This window comes from Methylotuvimicrobium buryatense (assembly GCF_005931095.1).
Taxonomy (GTDB): domain Bacteria; phylum Pseudomonadota; class Gammaproteobacteria; order Methylococcales; family Methylomonadaceae; genus Methylotuvimicrobium; species Methylotuvimicrobium buryatense.
In genome coordinates this window covers 667,722-687,216 of the sequence record NZ_CP035467.1, presented here as the reverse complement: position 1 = coordinate 687,216, position 19,495 = coordinate 667,722, and the positions used below count along the sequence as shown (strand labels likewise).

The following is a 19,495-nucleotide window of genomic DNA, read 5'->3' as shown; positions in this document are numbered from 1 at the left end:
CATCGAGGCGCAGGGAAGTTGGCTTCCCTACGCCGGTATTAGCCGGAGTCAGGTTCAAAGGGTTTTTCTCAGCCCCAATTCGCATCGGAGCACCCCTAGCCTTACGGTATGACGCCTAAACTAAAGGATAATTATCAAGATTGCAAGCCTGAAAAGTTCAACATAAAAACGAAATTTCCTTTTTATTAACAAGGTTTGAATTCAACCCGCATCCGGTTTAGATGATTATACCCTTTGCTGGTCAAATTTCGGCGCCGGGGGGGGCGTCAAAGGACGCCGTGAATACGTCCATTTAGGCTCTGTGACAGCATCAAGCCTTTGCCGAACACCCCGGCGCCTCCATGCGTCAATGCCGAAATTTGAAGTGTGATGGGTATAATTACATTTTGAAAAGCAGCAATGCCTCAACCAATAGGATAAAATGCACACTTTCTTTTGTTACGAAAACATTACATGGATCTTAACGACCTCAATCAAATCAACAAAGCCAGTTCGTCGGCTCGCAAAGACTTGATCCGCCTTAGCCTAGGCCTCGCTTTTATCCTCTTGGTTGTTCTCTATTTGATTAATAAAGAACACGTCCAAGGACATTTAATGCTGGTTATCGCCGCTGTTTTCGGCAGTTATATGGCATTGAACATCGGCGCTAACGATGTCGCCAATAATGTCGGCCCAGCAGTCGGCTCGAAAGCGCTAACAATGACCGGCGCCATTGCCATTGCCGCTATTTTCGAGGCATCCGGCACGCTAATAGCCGGCGGAGACGTGGTCACGACCATCAAGGACGGTATCATCAATCCTCAAATGATTCGCGACTCCGATACCTTTATCTGGTTAATGATGGCGGCACTGCTGGCTGCGGCGATTTGGTTGAACGTGGCGACCTCGCTCAATGCGCCGGTTTCGACGACCCATTCTATAGTCGGAGGCGTGCTAGGCGCAGGAGTCGCCGCCGGCGGACTTGAAATCGCCAATTGGCCGGTCATGGGAAAAATCGCAGCCAGCTGGGTCATTTCGCCGGTTTTGGGCGGCCTGTTCTCGGCCGGTTTTTTATATGTGGTCAAGCGAAAAATCACTTATCAACCGAATATGCTCATAGCGGCGCAAAAGGTCGTCCCGGTATTGATCGCATTGATGACCTGGGCTTTTTCGACCTATTTGATCATGAAAGGTCTGAAGCAAATCATTAAAATCGATTTCCCGATCGCCGCCTCGATCAGCCTCATTTTCGCCATTGTTATTTTTCTTATCGTCAAACCGCGTATTGTTAAAGCCTCTATTCATCTTGAGCCAAGCAAATCCAGCGTGAATAATTTATTCACGCTACCCTTGATATTTTCGGCCGCACTATTGAGTTTCGCGCATGGCGCCAACGATGTCGCCAACGCGGTCGGCCCCCTCGCGGCTATCAACGATGCCATTTTTCAGCAAGGCGTCAGCGATAAAGCCCATATTCCACTTTGGATCATGATACTTGGTGCCGCCGGCTTATCGATAGGTCTTGCCTTATACGGCCCTAAATTGATTCGCACCGTAGGCAGCGAAATTACCGAACTCGATAAAATGCGCGCATTTTGCATAGCGATGTCGGCTGCCATTACCGTAATATTCGCCAGCCAGATGGGGCTTCCCATTAGCTCCACCCATACTGCGGTTGGCGCGGTATTCGGCGTCGGTTTTTTACGGGAATATTTAAAACACAGCAACGCCAAAAGAATGGAAGAAATCCGCGCTCACCACGAGCATAACGACCCTGAAAAAATCGCCGAATTTTTGAATGCCTTTAAAAAAGCATCCATCGCCAAAAAAGGGCAAATGCTCAAGGAGCTTAAACGACAAGCCAAACTACAAATCGACACCAGCTTACTCACTAAAAAAGAACGTAAATCGTTAAAAAAAGTCTATCGTCAAGAACTTGTCAAACGCTCCCATCTCTATAAAATCGCCGCAGCATGGTTAGTTACCGTTCCTTTATCGGGAATGCTCGGCGGCTTATTGTTTTTTACGATCAGAGGAATCATGCTCCCTTAACACAACCACTGACCGGCGTTAGAGTAGACCTTGACGTCAAGTTTATATAGTTGTATTCGCAGAGTCCTATCCGGGAAGGTAGCCGTAACCTTGCCACCCCAAGCACTTTCATTTGCCGGGGCAATTGCCAGGCTTTCATGAACGTTGGGTTGTAAGCATCGATTTGAGGCTTTTTTACCGTGCACTTGATCACATTGCATAAAATTAAAATTAAAATTCTTGGAAAAATGCATTTTTTTGAAAGCAATGTTAAAATCCCCTCTGAAACCAGCGATTTAACAGCAGAGAGTACGGATGTCGACTGAGCCTCAGCACACACCTTATCAAAAACCTGCTCTGGAGTTTAAGAGCACTACATACTCAGTGCCTGTTCTTATTCCTTATACGCATGACCTGACTGTTATCGAGCATCAGCTTCAGCAAAAAATCAATCAAGCACCCGAGTTTTTCAGAAACTCACCGATACTCATCGACTTACAGGAACTGAATAAGCAATCGACTAGCCTAAACGTAGCCGAATGCATTGGCTTACTAAGGAAATTAGCGCTTCTTCCGATAGGTATTCGCGGCGGCCTAAATGATCAGAATGAAGCCGCGCTGGCATTAGATATTCCAAAAATTTCAGCCCAGCAAAATATTAGCCATCAAGAAACCGCTCAAAAACTCGAAAAAATAACACCTGAACCTGAATCTGAACCGGAGACACCGGAACAGCCCATTACTCGGCTTGTTACGCAACCGGTCCGCTCCGGCCAACGAGTTTACGCGCACGGCGACTTGATCGTGCTGGCCCAGGTCAGCGCAGGCGCCGAAATCATGGCCGAGGGTAATATTCATGTTTATGGGATTTTACGCGGCAGAGCATTAGCGGGGATTCAAGGTAATACCGAAGCCAGAATCTTTTGCTCTGATTTACAAGCCGAACTCATCTCCATTGCCGGCAATTATAAAATCAGCGAGGATTTGGATGAGTCGGTGCGCAACAAACCGGTCCAAATCTATCTCAATGATTTGGCGTTAATCATTCAGGATTTATAATTTTACGTCTCGTTGGAGGACAATCAGTTGGCTAGAATCATCGTCGTAACATCCGGAAAAGGCGGAGTCGGTAAGACAACAACCAGCGCGGCCATCGCTATGGGACTCGCTAAAAAAGGCCACAAAACAGCGGTTATCGATTTCGACGTAGGCTTGAGAAACCTTGACTTAATAATGGGCTGCGAGCGCCGTGTTGTCTATGACTTAGTTAATGTTATCAATGGCGAGGCAACGCTTAATCAGGCATTAATTCGCGACAAGCGTTGCAATCAACTGTATATATTGCCGGCTTCACAAACCCGCGACAAGGATGCATTAACCATCGAAGGCGTCGGCAAGGTTCTCGAAGAACTTGCCAAGGACTTCAAATATGTCGTTTGCGACTCGCCCGCCGGCATCGAAAAAGGCGCCACCCTTGCGATGTATTTCGCCGATGATGCCTTCGTCGTAACAAACCCGGAAGTTTCATCGGTCCGCGACTCAGACCGCATGCTCGGCATTTTGGCCAGCAAATCGAAACGAGCCGAAAACAACGAAGAGCCGATCAAAGAATATTTATTACTGACACGTTACTCTCCTGATCGCGTAAAATTAGGCGAAATGCTCAGTGTCGAAGACGTACAAGAAATCCTGTCCCTGCATCTATTAGGCGTCATACCGGAATCTAAATCGGTACTAAACGCATCAAACTCGGGCATTCCAGTCATTTTGGACGAAAAAAGCGATGCCGGCCAAGCCTATGACGATGTCGTTGCCCGTTATTTAGGCGAAGACAGACCGCATCGCTTTATCGATGAAGAGAAAAAGGGCCTTTTTGGAAAGCTGTTCAGGAGTAAATAATGAGTTTACTGAATTACTTTAGAACTACTAAGCCAAGTTCGGCATCCATTGCCAAGGAAAGATTGCAAATTTTGGTTGCGCACGAACGCTCCTCAAAAACGCAACCCTCTTATCTCCCTCAGCTGCAAAAGGAACTTCTCGAAGTGATTCGAAAGTATGTCAACGTCGAACAAGATGCGATATCGGTTAATTTTGAGCAAGACGACGACCAGGAAATTCTCGAACTCAATATCGTGCTACCCGACGAGCACGACAAGGTTTCTTAAACTAAATAAGGTGAAAAAAATGACTGATACGATTGGACAATCCGCCGGCAAAATCTGGCAATTTTTGAATGATAACGGTGCGACCAGCGTCAGCAAAATCTCTACCGAAACCGGGCTAAATAAGAATGATGTTCAGCGCGCGCTCGGCTGGCTTGCTAGAGAGGAAAAAATCAGCATAGAACTCAAAAACGGGCGTACCGAAAGCATTTCACTGATTGAATAAAAATTTAATTGCCAAATTATCGGCAACTACACATGTAACCGGCAGTCGCCTGTCGGTTTTTTTAAGGTTAAGTTCGCGTTAATAGTTGAAGCTATACTACACCGATGTCGAAACTTGAAGGCCTTTTTTAATGCAACTCCCTATGCCGAATAATGATATTGAGCGCTTGAGACTTATATTGCTTAGCCAATAAATCGGCCAAATATACCGAACGATGCTGCCCTCCGGTGCAACCGATAGCGATAGTCAAATAACTGCGCCCCTCTTCTTCGAAGCGAGGAATCCAGCGTTCGAGAAATGCGCTCACGTCTTGAAAATATTCCAGCACATTAGGTTCTCGGTCAAGAAATTCGATTATCGCTTGATCCTTACCGGTCAACCCCCTCAATTCAGGCACCCAATAAGGATTGGGCAGACATCTAACATCGAAAATAAAATCGGCATCGAGCGGTACTCCATGCTTGAAACCGAAGGATTGAAATTGAATGGAAATATGCCGAACATTGCGTTCACCGACCTGATCCCTAATTAGATCGCGCAATTGATGATAATGCGTGCGACTGGTATCGATCACAAAATCCGCGAGCCGCGCTATCGGTTTGAGTATTTCTTTTTCGATAACCAGCGCTTCTTTAAGCGGCAAATTATAGTCGGTCAAAGGATGCCGACGCCGAGTCTCGCTGTAACGCTTTAATAATACCGCCTCTTCGGCCTGCATGAACATCACCTCACACTCGATCCCCTTCGATCGAATCAGCTTGATTATGCTGGCAAAATTCAACAAACTATCGCTTTGATTACGAGCATCGATGCCGATCGCCGTTTTTTCATAGGTTTTCCTATCGGCTAACATGACATCATTGATAAAGTCCTCGAGCAAGGTCACCGGCAAGTTATCGATACAATAAAACCCGCAATCCTCCAGGGTGGTTAAAGCAATACTTTTGCCGGACCCGGAAAGCCCGCTAACGATAAGCAATTTCATGATAAAAGTTCTAACGAACTGTTTTGTTGGTCGCGAAGGCACCGGAATATCTTCCCGCGCCCTCGTTGTTAAATCGTTGAAGGCAATCTTTCAACTAGCGATGACTGCCGGTTTTCTCTTTATGTTTGATGATTTGACGATCTAATTTATCAACTAATTTATCGATAGCAACATACATATCTTCCTGAGTATCCTCGGCGAATAATTTGGCGCCGCTGATTTGAACTGTCGCCTCCGCTTTTTGATTCAGTTTTTCGACCGTCAAAACGACGTGCACATCGGTAACATGATCAAAATGACGCTCGAGTTTTTCAAACTTCGACTCGACAAACGTTTTTAACGATTCCGTTACTTCGATGTGGTGGCCGGATACACTGATTTGCATGGAATAAACTCCTTATTGTTGGTGTGGTATAAATTCTACGTTATAAAAGACGCTTACGTTGACTGGATGAAGCAATATTCATCGCCTCACGATATTTGGCAATCGTTCTTCTTGCGACATTGATGCCTTTTTCTTTTAACAGATCGGCTATTTTACTATCACTGAGCGGTTTTGTTTGATTTTCGTTCTCGACCAACTCTTTAATCAACGCCCGAATAGCCGTAGAAGAACACTCGCCGCCCGTCGCAGTCGATACATGACTGGAGAAAAAATATTTAAATTCGACGATGCCGTTCGGCGTATGCATGTATTTTTGCGTGGTCACGCGTGATATCGTTGACTCATGCAATTGCAACTCTTCTGCGACATCGCGAAGGACCATCGGTTTCATCGAAATGGAACCGTGCTCCAAAAAATCCTGCTGCTTTCCAACAATACAGCGCGCCACCCGTAACAAAGTTTCGTTTCGACTATGCAAACTCTTGATAAACCAACGAGCTTCCTGTAGATGATCCTTCATGCAGGAATTATCCTTGCTGCTATCCGCGCGCTTGATCATGCTCGAATAAAACGGATTGATTCTGAGCTTCGGCGCGATATCGGGATTGAGTTCAACTTGCCACTGACCATTAATCTTGACCACATAAACATCGGGAATCACATATTCGGAGTCGGTATTTTCAATCCTCGTTCCGGGCTTTGGATCCAATGTTCTGATCAACGCAATCACCCTATTCAGCTGCGACTCGGTTAACCCAAGCTTGCGCATCAATTTGGCTTGATCTTGAGCCGCCAACAAACCTAAATAGCGACTTACCAACTCTATCGCTTCTTTTTTATACGGAATATCGTCGGATAATTGCTGTAATTGTAACAAGAGGCAATCGCTCAAATCCCTGGCGGCAACACCGGGAGGATCGAAATTTTGCACTTGATGCAACACCGCCTTAACTTCATCAAACTCGAGATCGTCCATTTGCTCCAACAATCCATGGAAAATATCTTCCAATGAACTGACTAAGTAACCGTCTTCATTGATCGAGTCTATGATCGTCTCAGCAATCTCATGATCTCGGTCGGAAAAGTGCGCCACGTCCAATTGCCACAACAAATGATCCAATAACGTTTCAGATTTGCTGCGTTGGCTTTCGAACTCAACCGACTCGCCTACCCCGCTGATAGCTGCCTGGGCATTGTCAAAAACATCTTCCCACGAAGTGTCGATAGGCAGCTCATCGGGTATGTCGGTTTGCGAACCTTCACTCGTAGCCTGATCGGAATATTCGGTTTTCTTGTCTACTGGCTCACGATCGGCAACGCCTGTGCCTTCATCATCGGCGACTTCCAACATCATATTCGATTCCAACGCGCTTTGGATTTCCTGCTGCAAATCGAGCGTCGAAAGTTGCAGCAGCTTTATCGCCTGCTGCAACTGTGGGGTCATCGTAAGCTGTTGACCAAGACGAAGTTGAAGTGACTGTTTCATCGTATAAGTTTGAACATTATTAATCCATGCATCAAGCGATCATTTTGGATGTTTTGGTCAGGAATATGATTCTCGAACAATATAGGGCGCGTTTCTGGCTCCCGGCTCTAATTCCCGCAGACCAATATAAACACCGTCGTTAACGACTCCAAAAAATATAGCAGCAATCGGTCTTGCACTTGCTTGAAGTATAACGCTAAAGGCTGAAGTTCTCACCCAAATAAACTTTTCTTACTTCTTGATTACGGACTATAGCCTCAGCATCGCCTTCAGCAATAACTTTACCTTCGTTAAGAATATAAGCACGGTCGCAAATCCCTAGAGTTTCCCTGACATTATGTTCGGTGATGACAACACCAATACCTCTATCCTTTAGATGAATAATAATCTGCTTGATATCCTCAACCGAAATCGGATCGACTCCGGCAAACGGTTCGTCAAGCAAGATAAATTTCGGCTCGCTGGCCAAAGCCCTAGCAATTTCGACTCTCCGACGCTCGCCACCCGACAAGCCGACGGCAATTTGATTACGCAAATGCTCGACATGAAACTCCGCCAGCAACTCCTCGATCATCAACTCAACCTGCCCTTTAGTCAAATCGGCGCGAATTTGCAGCACGGCCCGCAAATTATCGGCAACGCTCAACTTACGAAATACCGACGGCTCCTGAGGCAAATAGCCAAGCCCCATTTGCGCGCGAACATGCATCGGATAATGCGTGATCGGAAGATCGTCCAGCATTATTTCGCCGGCATCGGCCTTAACCAGACCGACCAGCATATAAAAGCTCGTGGTCTTACCTGCGCCGTTAGGCCCCAGCAATCCCACAATTTCCCCGGTATTAACGTTCAACGAAACGCCGTTGACGACATTACGTTTATTGTAGTGTTTAATCAATCCTTGAGCCGCCAGTTTCGTCATATTTTAATCATTTTTCCGTTTTAGGTTTTAATATGACGCGAACCCGTTTGGCATCGGATTCCTGGTCGCCCGCTTTGACAATCGAGTTTCGGCTGTCATAACGAATGATGTCGCTTGCATAGGTATTACCTTCTTGCCAAACCACGGCTTCCTTGATCAATATCAATAAATTCTGCTTGGGATAATATTCGCCGGTCAACGCCTTGCCGGTGATATCGCCGCCGCTATCGGGGGTTTGCTGAAAACGGGCGGGCTTTCCGGTCGCAACCAACTTATCGACATCGCCGTCTTTAAAATACACAACCAATTTATCAGACCAAACCTTAAGGCTACCCTGAGTAGAAATAACATTCCCGGTGTAAATACTGACCCCGGCATTATCGTCGTAGGTTGCCGCGTTCGAGTCGATATAAATCGGTTGATCGGCATCGCTTTTTAACGCTAGACCGGACGAACTGTAAGCGATTAAAATCGAAAAAACGACCCCGCAACAGGTTTTTTTATGGTTATTTTGTCTCATATTTCCCTCTAACCTTGGAAAACAACTCTATCCGTATAGGCGTACTGTAATAGAGCTTCATCCCTATACCTTCCGTCCTGTTCGGAGGACTGAGTAACTCAGCCCATTCATCGGTTTCCGCGTAATTAATCTCCGGCTGAACACGTAAATTCGAACTATTGATTTTCATCGCCCTCCCCCCCGGCCCTGCCTCTCTTGCAACGACAGCTTTTCCATTCATTAGAATAAGTTTCCTATCGCTCGAAACAATTCCGGTTTCCGATTGGATCACCCAAGGCGGAACATCCGGATTCATAATGGTCATAACCGGCCGCTGCAAGTGCGTGGTTCCATCATCATTATAGTGCGTCAAACTATCGGCAACCAGTTTGCTCTTGAGCCGTCCTGTAACATCCATCTCCCATTTAACATAGCCGGTACTGAAATAATCGACCGTATGAGGAGACTTCTCGAGCGCTATGACTTCTTCATCAACTGCCGTCAACTGCGATAACCACCAGCTTACGATCGCCAGCAACACACCATAAATATAGAGTCGAAGATTGCTTTCCGGCATGACTTAAGACAAATACCCTTCAAGAACGCCTGCAAAAGTCCCCTGCGCCTGCATGATTAAATCGCACACCTCCCTGACCGCACCTTGACCGCCCGGCAGAGTCGTACACCAGTGGGCGCGTTGCTTGACGGCAAAATTCGCGTCCTCGACGGCGATCGCCAAGCCAACTCGTGACATGATCGGTAAATCCAGCAAGTCGTCGCCAACATGCCCCGCTTGAACCGGATCGATAGCCAACGTTTGAATTAGCTCTTCAAAGGCCATAATTTTATTCTCATGACCTTGATAAACGTGCGTTATTCCGAGATTTTTCATCCGCAAAGCCACCGAATTCGATTTTCGCCCGGAAATCACGGCCACTTCGACGCCGGTTTGACGCAGTAATTTTATCCCGTGACCATCTCGGGCATGAAAACATTTATATTCAACGCCTTGGTTATCGAAAAACAAGCGGCCATCGGTCAGTACGCCGTCGACATCGAGAATCAGCAATTTCAGCCGGGCGGCTTTGGCCAATATGTTTTGCATTGTTAGGCTCCTGGTATTAGACAATTCCGGCATGGATCAAGTCATGCATACTCAATGCACCAACCGGCCTGTGAGACTCGTCATTAACGATCAAAGCATTGATTTTTTTTTGCTGCATGATCTGCATCGCTTCGGCAGCCAGAATATCGGCATCGATCGAGGTGAAGTTTCGAGTCATTGCTTCACCGATACGAGTACCATGTACATCGTGACTTTTTTCCAAAAATCGCCTCAAATCGCCATCGGTAAAGATGCCGGCACTCTTACCGAAGCGATCGACGATCACGGTCATACCCATTTTTTTCTCTGTCATTTCCAATAATGCTTCAGTAATCAAAGCCGTTTCCGGAACAATCGGAATTTCATTACCGGTATGCATGATATCGCTGACCATCAACAACAAACGCTTCCCTAAACTCCCCCCTGGATGCGATAACGCAAAATCATCCCGGGTAAATCCTTTTGCCTCCAGCAGAGAAACCGCAAGAGCATCGCCCATCACCAACGCCGCGGTCGTGCTGGAAGTCGGCGCCAACCCTAAAGGACAGGCCTCTTGACGAACACTAACATCGATATGCGCCGTGGCGAATTTCGCCAATGTGGATTCTCGATTGCCGGTCATCGCAATCAAAGGCACGCCTATACGTTTGATGATCGGTAAAATAGTAATGACTTCGCCGGTTTCTCCCGAGTTCGAGAGGGCTAAGACTACATCCTGAGAAGTTATCATGCCTAAATCTCCATGACTAGCCTCACCGGGATGCACAAAAAAAGCCGGCGTTCCGGTACTCGCCAAAGTGGCGGCAATTTTACCGGCAATATGGCCGGATTTGCCCATGCCGGTCACAACGACTCGCCCTTTGCAATTAAACATTAAACGGCAAGCCGAAATAAAATCGTCATCGATCCGTTCCGCCAAGGCAGTAATGGCTTCGCCCTCGACCTGAATAACCGCCAAGGCCAGTTTTCGCAACTCGGGTTCGTGAATCATCATATTATTTGCTCTAACTGTTATGCGCTCTAACCTGCGATTGTACTTTTAAATACCAGCCATTGATAAGCGCTGTAGCTTGATAACAAAAACAGCCCCTCCCATCGATTGATTCTTCCCGATTTGAAAAAACCGAATCCGAATACAAAAAGCACCAATGTCGATGCCAACATCATCGGAAAATCCCGAAACAAAACACTCTCATTTACAGGCCCTGGGGCAATCAATCCCGGCAACGAGTAAACTGCCAGCAAATTATACATATTCGAACCAATCACATTGCCGACCGCCATATCAGCCTGACGCTTTAATACGCTTGCCGCTGATGCCGCTAATTCCGGCAAACTAGTTCCCATAGCGACTAGTGTCAAGCCTATAACCAAATCGCTGACACCTATCGTATTCGCAATATTGACTGATGCCCACACCAATAGCCTCGCACTGATTAACAACCCCAATAAACTGATGATGGTAAAAAACCAAACCAAACTCATAGAATACTTCGGCAATGGCATTGCCACTGTATCGCTAAAACTGCCGTTTCTTGATTGATCAAGCCCATTTCGAATCAACCAAGCAATAAAAAATACCAGTCCGGCTAATAAAATAACACCGTCACTCAGCGTCAAACCGTCAAAAGCAAGGCCAAAGCACAATAAACTTGTTATTAATAAAAGCGGCAACTCCCGACTTAATAGTTTTGCCCGAAAAGTCAACGGCATGATTAGTGCGCAACAACCTAATATTAGCCCGATATTCGCGATATTCGACCCCAATGCATTGCCGACGGCAAGACCGGCATTGCTCTGCAATGACGCTAAAGCTGAAACTAATATTTCGGGAATTGAAGTTCCAAAACCGACCACAGTCAAACCGATTAATAATGTCGAAACGCCCCAATTTTGTGCAATTGCCGCCGCGCCATCGACAAAAGTATCCGCCGAATACACCATTAACGCCAGACTTGCAATCAAAACGATAGAATCGCACCACATAAGATATAAAGAGGGCAAAATTGGCGCATTATGACACGATTAAGCCGCCGCTGTCCTTAGCGTACTCACCTCTGTGAGCATAAACCATAAAATATTCGGCACCCTAAAGGTAGCTCATCGTTTATCAAGAAAGCGGTAAACAGTAAGCCGGCTGCAGAGAATCGTTTACAGAGGTATCTCGATCACATGACCTCCCGAGACTTTCGAAATCGCACTTTCCGATCCATTCCCTATTGTCCGCTCACTGTTTACTGTTTACTGCTCACACCTCACTAATAAATCCTGCAATTAGTTGACTTAACCTTCGCTTCTCGGCCAAAATACTCGGTTTAGATTTTCCGACAGGGTTATCATCAGGCATGGATAACAGCGATATCTCGGCCGACAGTTTAATATCCGTCCGTAACCTTTCATTCTCACGCGGCAACAGAAAAATATTCGACGATATTTCTCTCGATATTGCGCGCGGCAAAATTACCGCGATCATGGGCCCTAGCGGCACGGGTAAAACCACGCTGCTCAAATTGATTGGCGGACAGCTTTTCCCTGAACAAGGCTCTATCGTCGTCGACGGACTCGACGTCCATCAATTGCGACGCAAGGAATTATTCAATTTACGCAAACGCATCGGCATGCTGTTTCAAAGCGGCGCATTATTAACCGATATCAATGTCTACGACAATGTCGCGTTTCCGCTTCGCGAACACACGCATTTAACCGAGTCGATGATCCGTACCTTGGTATTAATGAAACTCCAGGCTGTCGGCCTGCGCGGCGCCCGAAACCTGATGCCGAACGAGCTATCCGGCGGCATGGCCAGACGCGTGGCACTCGCTCGTGCGATCGCGCTGGATCCGATGATGATCCTCTACGACGAACCGTTTACCGGACAAGATCCGATTTCGATGGGTGCACTCGTTCACTTGATCAAATCACTTAATACCACGTTAGGACTGACCAGCATCATCGTCTCCCACGACGTTGCTGAAACCTCGGCAATCGCAGATTATGTCTACGTTATTTCCGACGGAAAAATCGCGGGACAAGGCACCCCTAAGGAAATCGAAGTATCGGAATCGGCATGGGTTCAGCAATTTATGAAAGGTGATCCGGACGGTCCCGTGCATTTCCATTATCCTGCACCGAATTACATCGAAGACCTGCTGGTTTCCTCTCAACCAACTGCTCGAATTGCTGCTAAACAAGAAGCCATTAAAACAGACGAATCCTTGAACACTAGTGGATTGAAGAACGCTAAGGGATTGAAAAAAACGCCTTCCCGTAAACACGGACGTTCGCGCTATCGCCGCGAGGATTAACATGCTGCATTTTATACAACAATTGGGCTCATCGACCCGTACCGGTTTCGCCAAACTCGGCCGAGCCACATACTTCCTCGGGCACACGTTGACCGGTATTGTCGATGTTGCAAAAAGACCCAGGCTGCTGCTTAACCAACTTCATTCAGTCGGCGTGCTGACATTTTTGATCATAACGATATCCGGCCTTTTCGTCGGCATGGTCTTAGGGCTTCAGGGTTACAACATACTCTCGGATTTCGGCTCGGAGGAAGCGCTTGGCATTATGGTCGCAGCATCCCTAGTTAGAGAACTCGGACCTGTGGTTACCGCATTGCTGTTCGCCGGGCGCGCCGGTTCGGCACTGACTGCCGAAATCGGCCTGATGAAAGCGACCGAACAGTTATCCGGCATGGAAATGATGGCGGTCGACCCGGTCAACCGCATCATTTCACCACGTTTTTTCGCGGGTTTCCTGTCGATGCCCCTGTTGGCTGCGTTATTCAGCATGGTCGGCATTCTTGGCGGGCATATTGTCGGCGTCGGGTTGCTTGGCGTCGATGACGGCTCTTATTGGTCGCAAATGCAAGCGAACCTGGACTTTTATGACGACATCGTCAACGGCGTCATTAAAAGCATCGTTTTCGGCTTTGTCACTACCTGGATCGCATTATTCGAAGGTTACGATTCCGTACCGACCGCCGAAGGGGTTAGCCGCGCAACGACACGCACCGTAGTCAACTCCGCATTCGCCATACTCGGCCTGGACTTTATTTTAACCGCCATGATGTTTGGAGACATTTAGCATGCAGCATACCCGCACCCAGGATACATTGGTCGGACTGTTCGTCGCGGCCGGTATCGTCGCCCTATTTTTTCTATCCTTGCAAGTCAGCAATATACGATCCTTCATGCCCGCGGATACTTATGTCATTACCGCGCGTTTTAGCAATTCAGGCGGCCTTAAAGTAAAATCTCCGGTCTCGGTCGCGGGCGTAAGAATCGGTCGCGTTAGCAACATTTATATCGATAAAGAGACTTACGAATCGGTCGTTGAAATGAGCATCGAATCGAAATACGACACTTTACCCGATGACACCTCGGCCACGATCTATACCGCGGGGCTTTTAGGCGAACAATACATCAACCTCGATCCAGGCGGCTCTTTCGATTATCTAAAAAACGGCGGCCGGATTGAAATCACGCAGTCCGCAATCGTTCTGGAGGAAGTGATAGGCCGATTCTTGTTCCAAAAAGCGGAAGAATAAACGGTGAGCGCGATCAATATCACCCAACAAAGCCCCGGCATATTTTCTGTAGCAGGCGATCTAACCTTCGTCAGCATCGACAAAAAAACCGTCGAATCGTTAGCATTTTTAAAGTCAGCGCATTCGGTAACCATCGATCTTGCGCAGGTAACGAATACCGACAGCGGCGGCTTGGCATTATTAATCGAGTGGATTAAATTCGCCCGCGGCAACCGGGTTGAACTTAAATTCCGAAATATCCCCGAACAACTTTTGACACTGGCAAAATTAAGCGGTCTGGAAACAACCGAATACTTTGCCGCCGCCCTGCCCGAATAGGCGATTAACCTGCTATATGAGAACACACAGTCCATGGATAAATTACTGATCAAAGGCGGGGTTCGACTCTCCGGAGAACTGCGCATTTCCGGCGCTAAAAACGCAGCCCTGCCGATCATGGCCGCCACGCTGCTTGCCGACCAACCGGTTAACCTTGGCAATATCCCTCATTTGCATGACATCACCACCACGATGGAATTGCTCGGGCGCATGGGCGTCCAATTGATGGTCGATGAAAAAATGAATATTGAAATCGACAGCCGTTCGATTACCAATTTCGAGGCCCCCTACGAACTGGTTAGAACGATGCGGGCATCGATTTTGGTGCTCGGCCCCCTGCTGTCAAGGTTCGGCGAGGCACATGTCTCGCTTCCCGGGGGATGTGCGATTGGTACGCGTCCGGTCGATATACACCTGGACGGTCTTGCCAAAATGGGCGCCGACATAAAAGTCGAAGCCGGTTTTATTCATGCCAAAGTCGATCGTCTAAAAGGCTGCCGACTGGTACTCGAGCAAGTCACCGTGACCGGCACTGAAAACTTATTGATGGCGGCAACGCTAGCCGAGGGTACGACGATTATCGAAAATGCGGCGAGAGAACCCGAAGTTTCCGACCTTGCTCACTTTTTGAATGCGCTGGGCGCACGCATTAAGGGTATCGGCACCGATATCCTTGAAATCGAAGGCGTCGATAGACTGGGTAAAAAAGACCTTCACTACACCATCATGCCGGACCGTATCGAAACCGGCACTTACCTGATCGCTGCCGCCATTACCGGCGGCAAAGTGAAATTAAAAAGCACCCGTACAGACATTCTTGACGCCGTACTTGCCAAGCTAACCGAAGCCGGCGCCGAAATCACTTCAGGTCCCGACTGGATCGCATTGGACATGCACGGCAAACGGCCGAAAGCCGTCTCTGTGCGCACGGCACCTTATCCGGCATTTCCAACCGATATGCAGGCGCAATTCACCGCGATGAATACGATTGCCGAAGGCGTCGGCATCGTGACCGAAACGATCTTCGAAAACCGTTACATGCATATCCAAGAAATGCAGCGCATGGGCGCCAATATCAAATTGGAATCCAATACTGCAATTTGCACCGGCGTCGACAAACTAACCGGAGCCCCAGTCATGGCCACCGACCTGCGCGCATCGGCCGGCTTGGTCTTAGCCGCATTAGCCGCCGAAGGCGAAACTCTGGTCGACCGAATCTATCATATCGACCGTGGCTACGACCACATCGAAGAAAAATTGTCACAACTCGGCGCGATCATCCGCCGTGTCCCAAGCTAAGGTTTCAACATGTTAACAATCGCCGTATCGAAAGGCCGAATCTACGAAGAAGCACTACCCTTACTGGAAGAGGCCGGCATCCGCCCGGTCGACGACCCGAAAACCAGCCGCAAATTAATTTTACAAACGACCCGTGACGATGTGCAATTAGTCATCATTCGTGCCACCGATGTCCCGACCTTTGTCGAATACGGCGCAGCCGACATGGGTATCGCCGGCAAGGATGTCCTGCTCGAACACGGTGCAGAAAGCCTTTACGAGCCATTAGACTTGAATATTGCAACCTGCCGTCTGATGACAGCGGCCCATAAAGACGCGCCGGATATTACCCGCCGCGTGCGCGTTGCGACTAAGTATGTCAAAACCGCCAAGAAATATTTCGCGGAGTTGGGCATACAGGCCGACATCATCAAACTTTACGGCTCGATGGAACTTGCGCCATTGGTCGGTCTCGCCGACTGCATCGTCGACTTGGTCGATACCGGCAACACTCTAAAAGCCAACGGACTCGAGCCGCGCGACTTGATAATGAACATCAGCTCGAGACTAGTCGTCAATAAAGCTGCAATGAAAATGAAACATCATGCCATTCAATCGCTGATCGACCAATTCGAAAAAACTTTGGCTAAGAGGTGACTTCATGACCGATTTTTCAATCAACCGTCTCGATACCGTCGACTCGGATTTCGAACGCCGACTGAAATCCCTGCTGGATTGGAACGAACAAGACGACTTCGAGATTCAAAAGCAGGTCTTAGACATCATTGCCGCCGTCAAAAAATCGGGCGATCAGGCCGTCATCGATTACACGAACCGCTTCGACCGACGCAGCATTCAGACAGCGAACGATCTGGAAATCAGCAAAGAATCGCTTAAAGCCGCCTGGGACAACCTACCAAGTGCTCAAGCCGAAGCCCTCGATACCGCCGCACGGCGAATTCGTGCTTATGCCGAAAAACAAACCATGACATCCTGGCAATTCAGCGAGGAAGACGGCACGCTACTCGGTCAAAAAATCACCCCGCTGGACCGAGTCGGCCTATATGTTCCGGGCGGCAAAGCCGCTTATCCGTCCTCGGTGCTGATGAATGCGATACCGGCTAAAGTTGCCGGCGTTCCTGAATTAATCATGGTCGTGCCGACGCCTCAAGGCGAAATCAATCAGTTAGTATTGGCGGCAGCTTATCTGGCCGGCGTCGACCGGGCTTTTTCAATAGGCGGCGCGCAAGCGGTCGCAGCGCTCGCATACGGCACCGAAACCGTCCCAGCCGTCTGCAAGATCGTCGGCCCCGGCAATATCTATGTTGCTACTGCGAAAAAAATGGTATTCGGTCAAGTCGGCATCGACATGATCGCGGGACCGTCTGAGATATTAATCATTTGCGACGGCCATACGGACCCGGACTGGATCGCGATGGACTTGTTTTCACAAGCCGAACACGACGAAAATGCGCAATCGATCTTATTATCCGACAGCGCCGATTATTTAGACGCCGTCGAGCGCAGCATCTTAAAATTATTGCCTGAAATGGAACGCGCAGAAGTCATTAAAGCCTCACTGTCCGGCCGTGGCGCACTCATCAAGACCGCCAACCTCGATGAAGCCGCCGAAATCGCCAATCGTATCGCACCGGAACATCTCGAACTTTCGGTTGCCGATCCAGACTCGCTGTGTGCGAAAATCCGCAATGCCGGCGCTATTTTCATGGGCCGCTATACCGCAGAAGCCTTAGGCGATTATTGCGCGGGACCTAATCATGTATTACCGACATCCGGCACGGCAAAGTTTTCATCGCCGCTCGGCGTCTACGACTTCCAAAAACGCTCGAGTCTAATCAATTGTTCGGAAGCCGGCGCCGATACGCTAGGCAAAACCGCCTCGATTTTAGCTCGCGGAGAAAGTTTAACCGCGCATGCTCGATCGGCGGAATATAGAATCAAATCGTAACGGCTCGGAATTGTCACATAGACCCCGTAGATCAAAATTCGGCGCCGAGGACCGTCAAAGGACGCCGTGAATACCTCCATGTAGGCTCTATGACAGCATCCATGCCGACCCCCTCACCTAGCGTTAGGTGAGGGATCGAGCACCCCGGCGCCTTCTTAGGTAATGCCGAAATTTGAAGCATGGAAGGTATAGATCCCCCGGATTCATATAATAATCCGGAGCAATCCGTTAGATCGACATTGCCCTGATTCTTTTATCGATTAACCGCGACAAGCCCCAGCCATCACCCTGAATACCGTTGACCCAACTCATGCCACAATCTCATTTTATTAGCTCTATTTTCCGTAAAGAAGTGCTGGATCTATCGGCCTATAAAGTCGCCGATGCCGGCGGACTGATCAAACTCGACGCAATGGAAAATCCTTATCGCTGGCCGGAACCGGTCATAAAAGAATGGCTCGACGTTATCAAAGAGGCCGAAATCAATCGCTACCCGGACCCCGAAGCACGAAGGCTAAGCGCTACCCTGAAAAAAATCGATGGTATTTCCGGGGACTTAGAGATACTGCTCGGCAATGGCTCGGACGAAATCATACAATTATTACTAATGGCCTTGCCGACACACGCAAAAGTACTATCGCCATCGCCGGGCTTCGTAATGTATCGGCAACTGAGCAGGTGCCTTGGGCTCGATTATATCGACATTCCGCTACAATCCAGTGATTTCGACCTGGACTTGCCGGCCATGCTAGAGGCAATCGACAAACACCAGCCTTCACTTATTTTTCTGGCCTACCCGAATAACCCCACCGGCAACCTGTTCAGCGAAACTTCTATTAGAAAAATCATCGACGCCGCACCGGGACTGGTCATTGTTGACGAAGCCTATGCGCCATTCACCGATCAAAGCTTTATCGACGTACTCGGCGAATATAGTAACTTGCTAGTGATGCGCACTCTCTCGAAACTCGGTTTGGCCGGACTTCGTCTTGGCTACATAATCGGAGAAGCCGCTATTATCGGTGAATTAAACAAAATCAGACTGCCTTACAACATCAATACATTGACTCAAATAACGGCCGAATTCGCGCTGAACAACAGCGACTTATTCAAGCAACAAACCTCACAAATTCGAAGTGAAAGAAGCCGGGTATTGCATGAACTACGTTTAATCGATGGCCTCGACACCTACCCGAGCGAAGCTAACTTCATTCTATTTAGAACGCAGCCCGATAAAGCCGTAGCGCTCTTCGAAATACTCAAGAGTAAAGGTATCTTAATCAAAAACCTGTCGCCTCAAGGCGGCCTCTTACGGGATTGCCTACGCGTCACGATCGGAACGCCCGATGAAAATGACGCCTTTTTACAAGCGTTATCGTCAAGCTCCGAACAACTAAGGGTTTCGTGACAAATATACCTTTTGCACTTCAAATTTCGGCAGTGCCAGAGGAGGCGCCTGGGTGTCCGATAAAGGCTTTGCCTACATATACGTATTCACGGCGTCCTTTAGCGGACACCCAGGCGCCGAATTTTGATCTACGACGGGTATACTTGATTTCAAGGATTTAAATACAAAGCCTTAAACAAGATAAGATGCA

Annotated in this window: 21 protein-coding genes, 1 pseudogene and 1 riboswitch; of the genes and pseudogenes, 13 read left to right on the top strand and 9 right to left on the bottom strand. The window is 48.2% G+C overall.

Features of this window, described 5'->3' with window-relative positions; genetic code table 11:
• Positions 1-7: 7 nt before the first annotated feature.
• Positions 8-107, bottom strand: a riboswitch (TPP riboswitch).
• Between the two features lie 346 nt (positions 108-453).
• The 5 genes from EQU24_RS03225 (at position 454) to EQU24_RS03205 (ending at position 4,398) form a co-directional block, all read left to right on the top strand.
• Positions 454-2,031 (top strand): inorganic phosphate transporter, encoded by a 1,578-nt coding sequence (locus EQU24_RS03225; RefSeq protein WP_017840879.1) that lies wholly within the window; start codon positions 454-456, stop codon positions 2,029-2,031.
• A gap of 294 nt (positions 2,032-2,325) precedes the next feature.
• Positions 2,326-3,069 carry a septum site-determining protein MinC gene (minC, locus tag EQU24_RS03220; protein WP_026130191.1) on the top strand — a complete coding sequence of 248 codons (744 nt, stop codon included), beginning with the start codon at positions 2,326-2,328 and terminating at the stop codon, positions 3,067-3,069.
• Between the two features lie 27 nt (positions 3,070-3,096).
• Positions 3,097-3,909: a septum site-determining protein MinD gene (gene minD / locus EQU24_RS03215; RefSeq protein WP_026130192.1), complete on the top strand. Its 813-nt coding sequence runs from the start codon at positions 3,097-3,099 to the stop codon at positions 3,907-3,909.
• Positions 3,909-4,175, top strand: a complete 267-nt coding sequence (minE, locus tag EQU24_RS03210) for a cell division topological specificity factor MinE (RefSeq protein WP_017840883.1) — start codon at positions 3,909-3,911, stop codon at positions 4,173-4,175. Before minD ends, minE begins: the two co-directional genes overlap by 1 nt.
• A gap of 19 nt (positions 4,176-4,194) precedes the next feature.
• A complete protein-coding gene (locus EQU24_RS03205) occupies positions 4,195-4,398 on the top strand; it encodes a winged helix-turn-helix domain-containing protein (protein ID WP_017840884.1) in 204 nt (67 codons plus the stop codon).
• A 127-nt stretch (positions 4,399-4,525) separates the two neighbouring features.
• On the opposite strand, the gene rapZ is transcribed toward EQU24_RS03205, so the two are convergent.
• The 9 genes from rapZ to EQU24_RS03160 all read right to left on the bottom strand — a co-directional run bounded on the left by rapZ (position 4,526) and on the right by EQU24_RS03160 (position 11,766).
• Positions 4,526-5,383 carry an RNase adapter RapZ gene (rapZ, locus tag EQU24_RS03200; protein WP_017840885.1) on the bottom strand — a complete coding sequence of 286 codons (858 nt, stop codon included), beginning with the start codon at positions 5,381-5,383 and terminating at the stop codon, positions 4,526-4,528.
• A 94-nt stretch (positions 5,384-5,477) separates the two neighbouring features.
• Positions 5,478-5,768: a ribosome hibernation-promoting factor, HPF/YfiA family gene (hpf, locus tag EQU24_RS03195; RefSeq protein ID WP_017840886.1), complete on the bottom strand. Its 291-nt coding sequence runs from the start codon at positions 5,766-5,768 to the stop codon at positions 5,478-5,480.
• Positions 5,769-5,808: 40 nt separating this feature from the next.
• On the bottom strand, positions 5,809-7,254 hold the full coding sequence (locus EQU24_RS03190; protein ID WP_017840887.1) for an RNA polymerase factor sigma-54: 1,446 nt from the start codon (positions 7,252-7,254) through the stop codon (positions 5,809-5,811).
• A gap of 196 nt (positions 7,255-7,450) precedes the next feature.
• The gene (lptB, locus tag EQU24_RS03185) at positions 7,451-8,176 is read right to left on the bottom strand and encodes an LPS export ABC transporter ATP-binding protein (RefSeq protein WP_017840888.1); all 726 of its coding nucleotides are present in this window, start codon (positions 8,174-8,176) and stop codon (positions 7,451-7,453) included.
• Positions 8,177-8,183: 7 nt separating this feature from the next.
• Positions 8,184-8,696 (bottom strand): lipopolysaccharide transport periplasmic protein LptA, encoded by a 513-nt coding sequence (gene lptA, locus EQU24_RS03180; protein ID WP_017840889.1) that lies wholly within the window; start codon positions 8,694-8,696, stop codon positions 8,184-8,186.
• Complete coding sequence (gene lptC / locus EQU24_RS03175) at positions 8,683-9,252, bottom strand: LPS export ABC transporter periplasmic protein LptC (RefSeq protein WP_017840890.1); 570 nt, start codon at positions 9,250-9,252, stop codon at positions 8,683-8,685. The genes lptA and lptC overlap by 14 nt, the downstream gene beginning before the upstream one ends.
• Before the next feature lie 3 nt (positions 9,253-9,255).
• On the bottom strand, positions 9,256-9,780 hold the full coding sequence (gene kdsC / locus EQU24_RS03170; RefSeq protein WP_017840891.1) for a 3-deoxy-manno-octulosonate-8-phosphatase KdsC: 525 nt from the start codon (positions 9,778-9,780) through the stop codon (positions 9,256-9,258).
• Between the two features lie 16 nt (positions 9,781-9,796).
• Complete coding sequence (locus EQU24_RS03165) at positions 9,797-10,774, bottom strand: KpsF/GutQ family sugar-phosphate isomerase (RefSeq protein ID WP_017840892.1); 978 nt, start codon at positions 10,772-10,774, stop codon at positions 9,797-9,799.
• 26 nt (positions 10,775-10,800) lie between these two features.
• A complete protein-coding gene (locus EQU24_RS03160; RefSeq protein WP_017840893.1) occupies positions 10,801-11,766 on the bottom strand; it encodes a calcium/sodium antiporter in 966 nt (321 codons plus the stop codon).
• Between the two features lie 359 nt (positions 11,767-12,125).
• Here EQU24_RS03160 and EQU24_RS03155 point away from each other — a divergent pair.
• From EQU24_RS03155 to hisC, 8 genes and pseudogenes are all read left to right on the top strand, one after another.
• Positions 12,126-12,932 (top strand): annotated as a pseudogene (locus EQU24_RS03155) (ABC transporter ATP-binding protein); the annotation flags it as partial.
• A gap of 154 nt (positions 12,933-13,086) precedes the next feature.
• Entirely contained in the window at positions 13,087-13,869 is a 783-nt protein-coding gene (gene mlaE, locus EQU24_RS03150; RefSeq protein ID WP_017840895.1) for a lipid asymmetry maintenance ABC transporter permease subunit MlaE, read from the top strand.
• A 1-nt stretch (position 13,870) separates the two neighbouring features.
• The gene (gene mlaD / locus EQU24_RS03145; protein WP_014147141.1) at positions 13,871-14,332 is read left to right on the top strand and encodes an outer membrane lipid asymmetry maintenance protein MlaD; all 462 of its coding nucleotides are present in this window, start codon (positions 13,871-13,873) and stop codon (positions 14,330-14,332) included.
• A gap of 3 nt (positions 14,333-14,335) precedes the next feature.
• Positions 14,336-14,650 carry an STAS domain-containing protein gene (locus tag EQU24_RS03140; protein ID WP_017840896.1) on the top strand — a complete coding sequence of 105 codons (315 nt, stop codon included), beginning with the start codon at positions 14,336-14,338 and terminating at the stop codon, positions 14,648-14,650.
• Positions 14,651-14,683: 33 nt separating this feature from the next.
• On the top strand, positions 14,684-15,949 hold the full coding sequence (gene murA, locus EQU24_RS03135; RefSeq protein ID WP_017840897.1) for a UDP-N-acetylglucosamine 1-carboxyvinyltransferase: 1,266 nt from the start codon (positions 14,684-14,686) through the stop codon (positions 15,947-15,949).
• A 9-nt stretch (positions 15,950-15,958) separates the two neighbouring features.
• Positions 15,959-16,585, top strand: coding sequence for an ATP phosphoribosyltransferase (gene hisG / locus EQU24_RS03130; protein WP_017840898.1), 627 nt, complete (start codon positions 15,959-15,961; stop codon positions 16,583-16,585).
• A gap of 4 nt (positions 16,586-16,589) precedes the next feature.
• A complete protein-coding gene (gene hisD / locus EQU24_RS03125) occupies positions 16,590-17,897 on the top strand; it encodes a histidinol dehydrogenase (protein ID WP_017840899.1) in 1,308 nt (435 codons plus the stop codon).
• 310 nt (positions 17,898-18,207) lie between these two features.
• Positions 18,208-19,305, top strand: coding sequence for a histidinol-phosphate transaminase (gene hisC / locus EQU24_RS03120; RefSeq protein ID WP_017840900.1), 1,098 nt, complete (start codon positions 18,208-18,210; stop codon positions 19,303-19,305).
• Positions 19,306-19,495 lie beyond the last annotated feature (190 nt).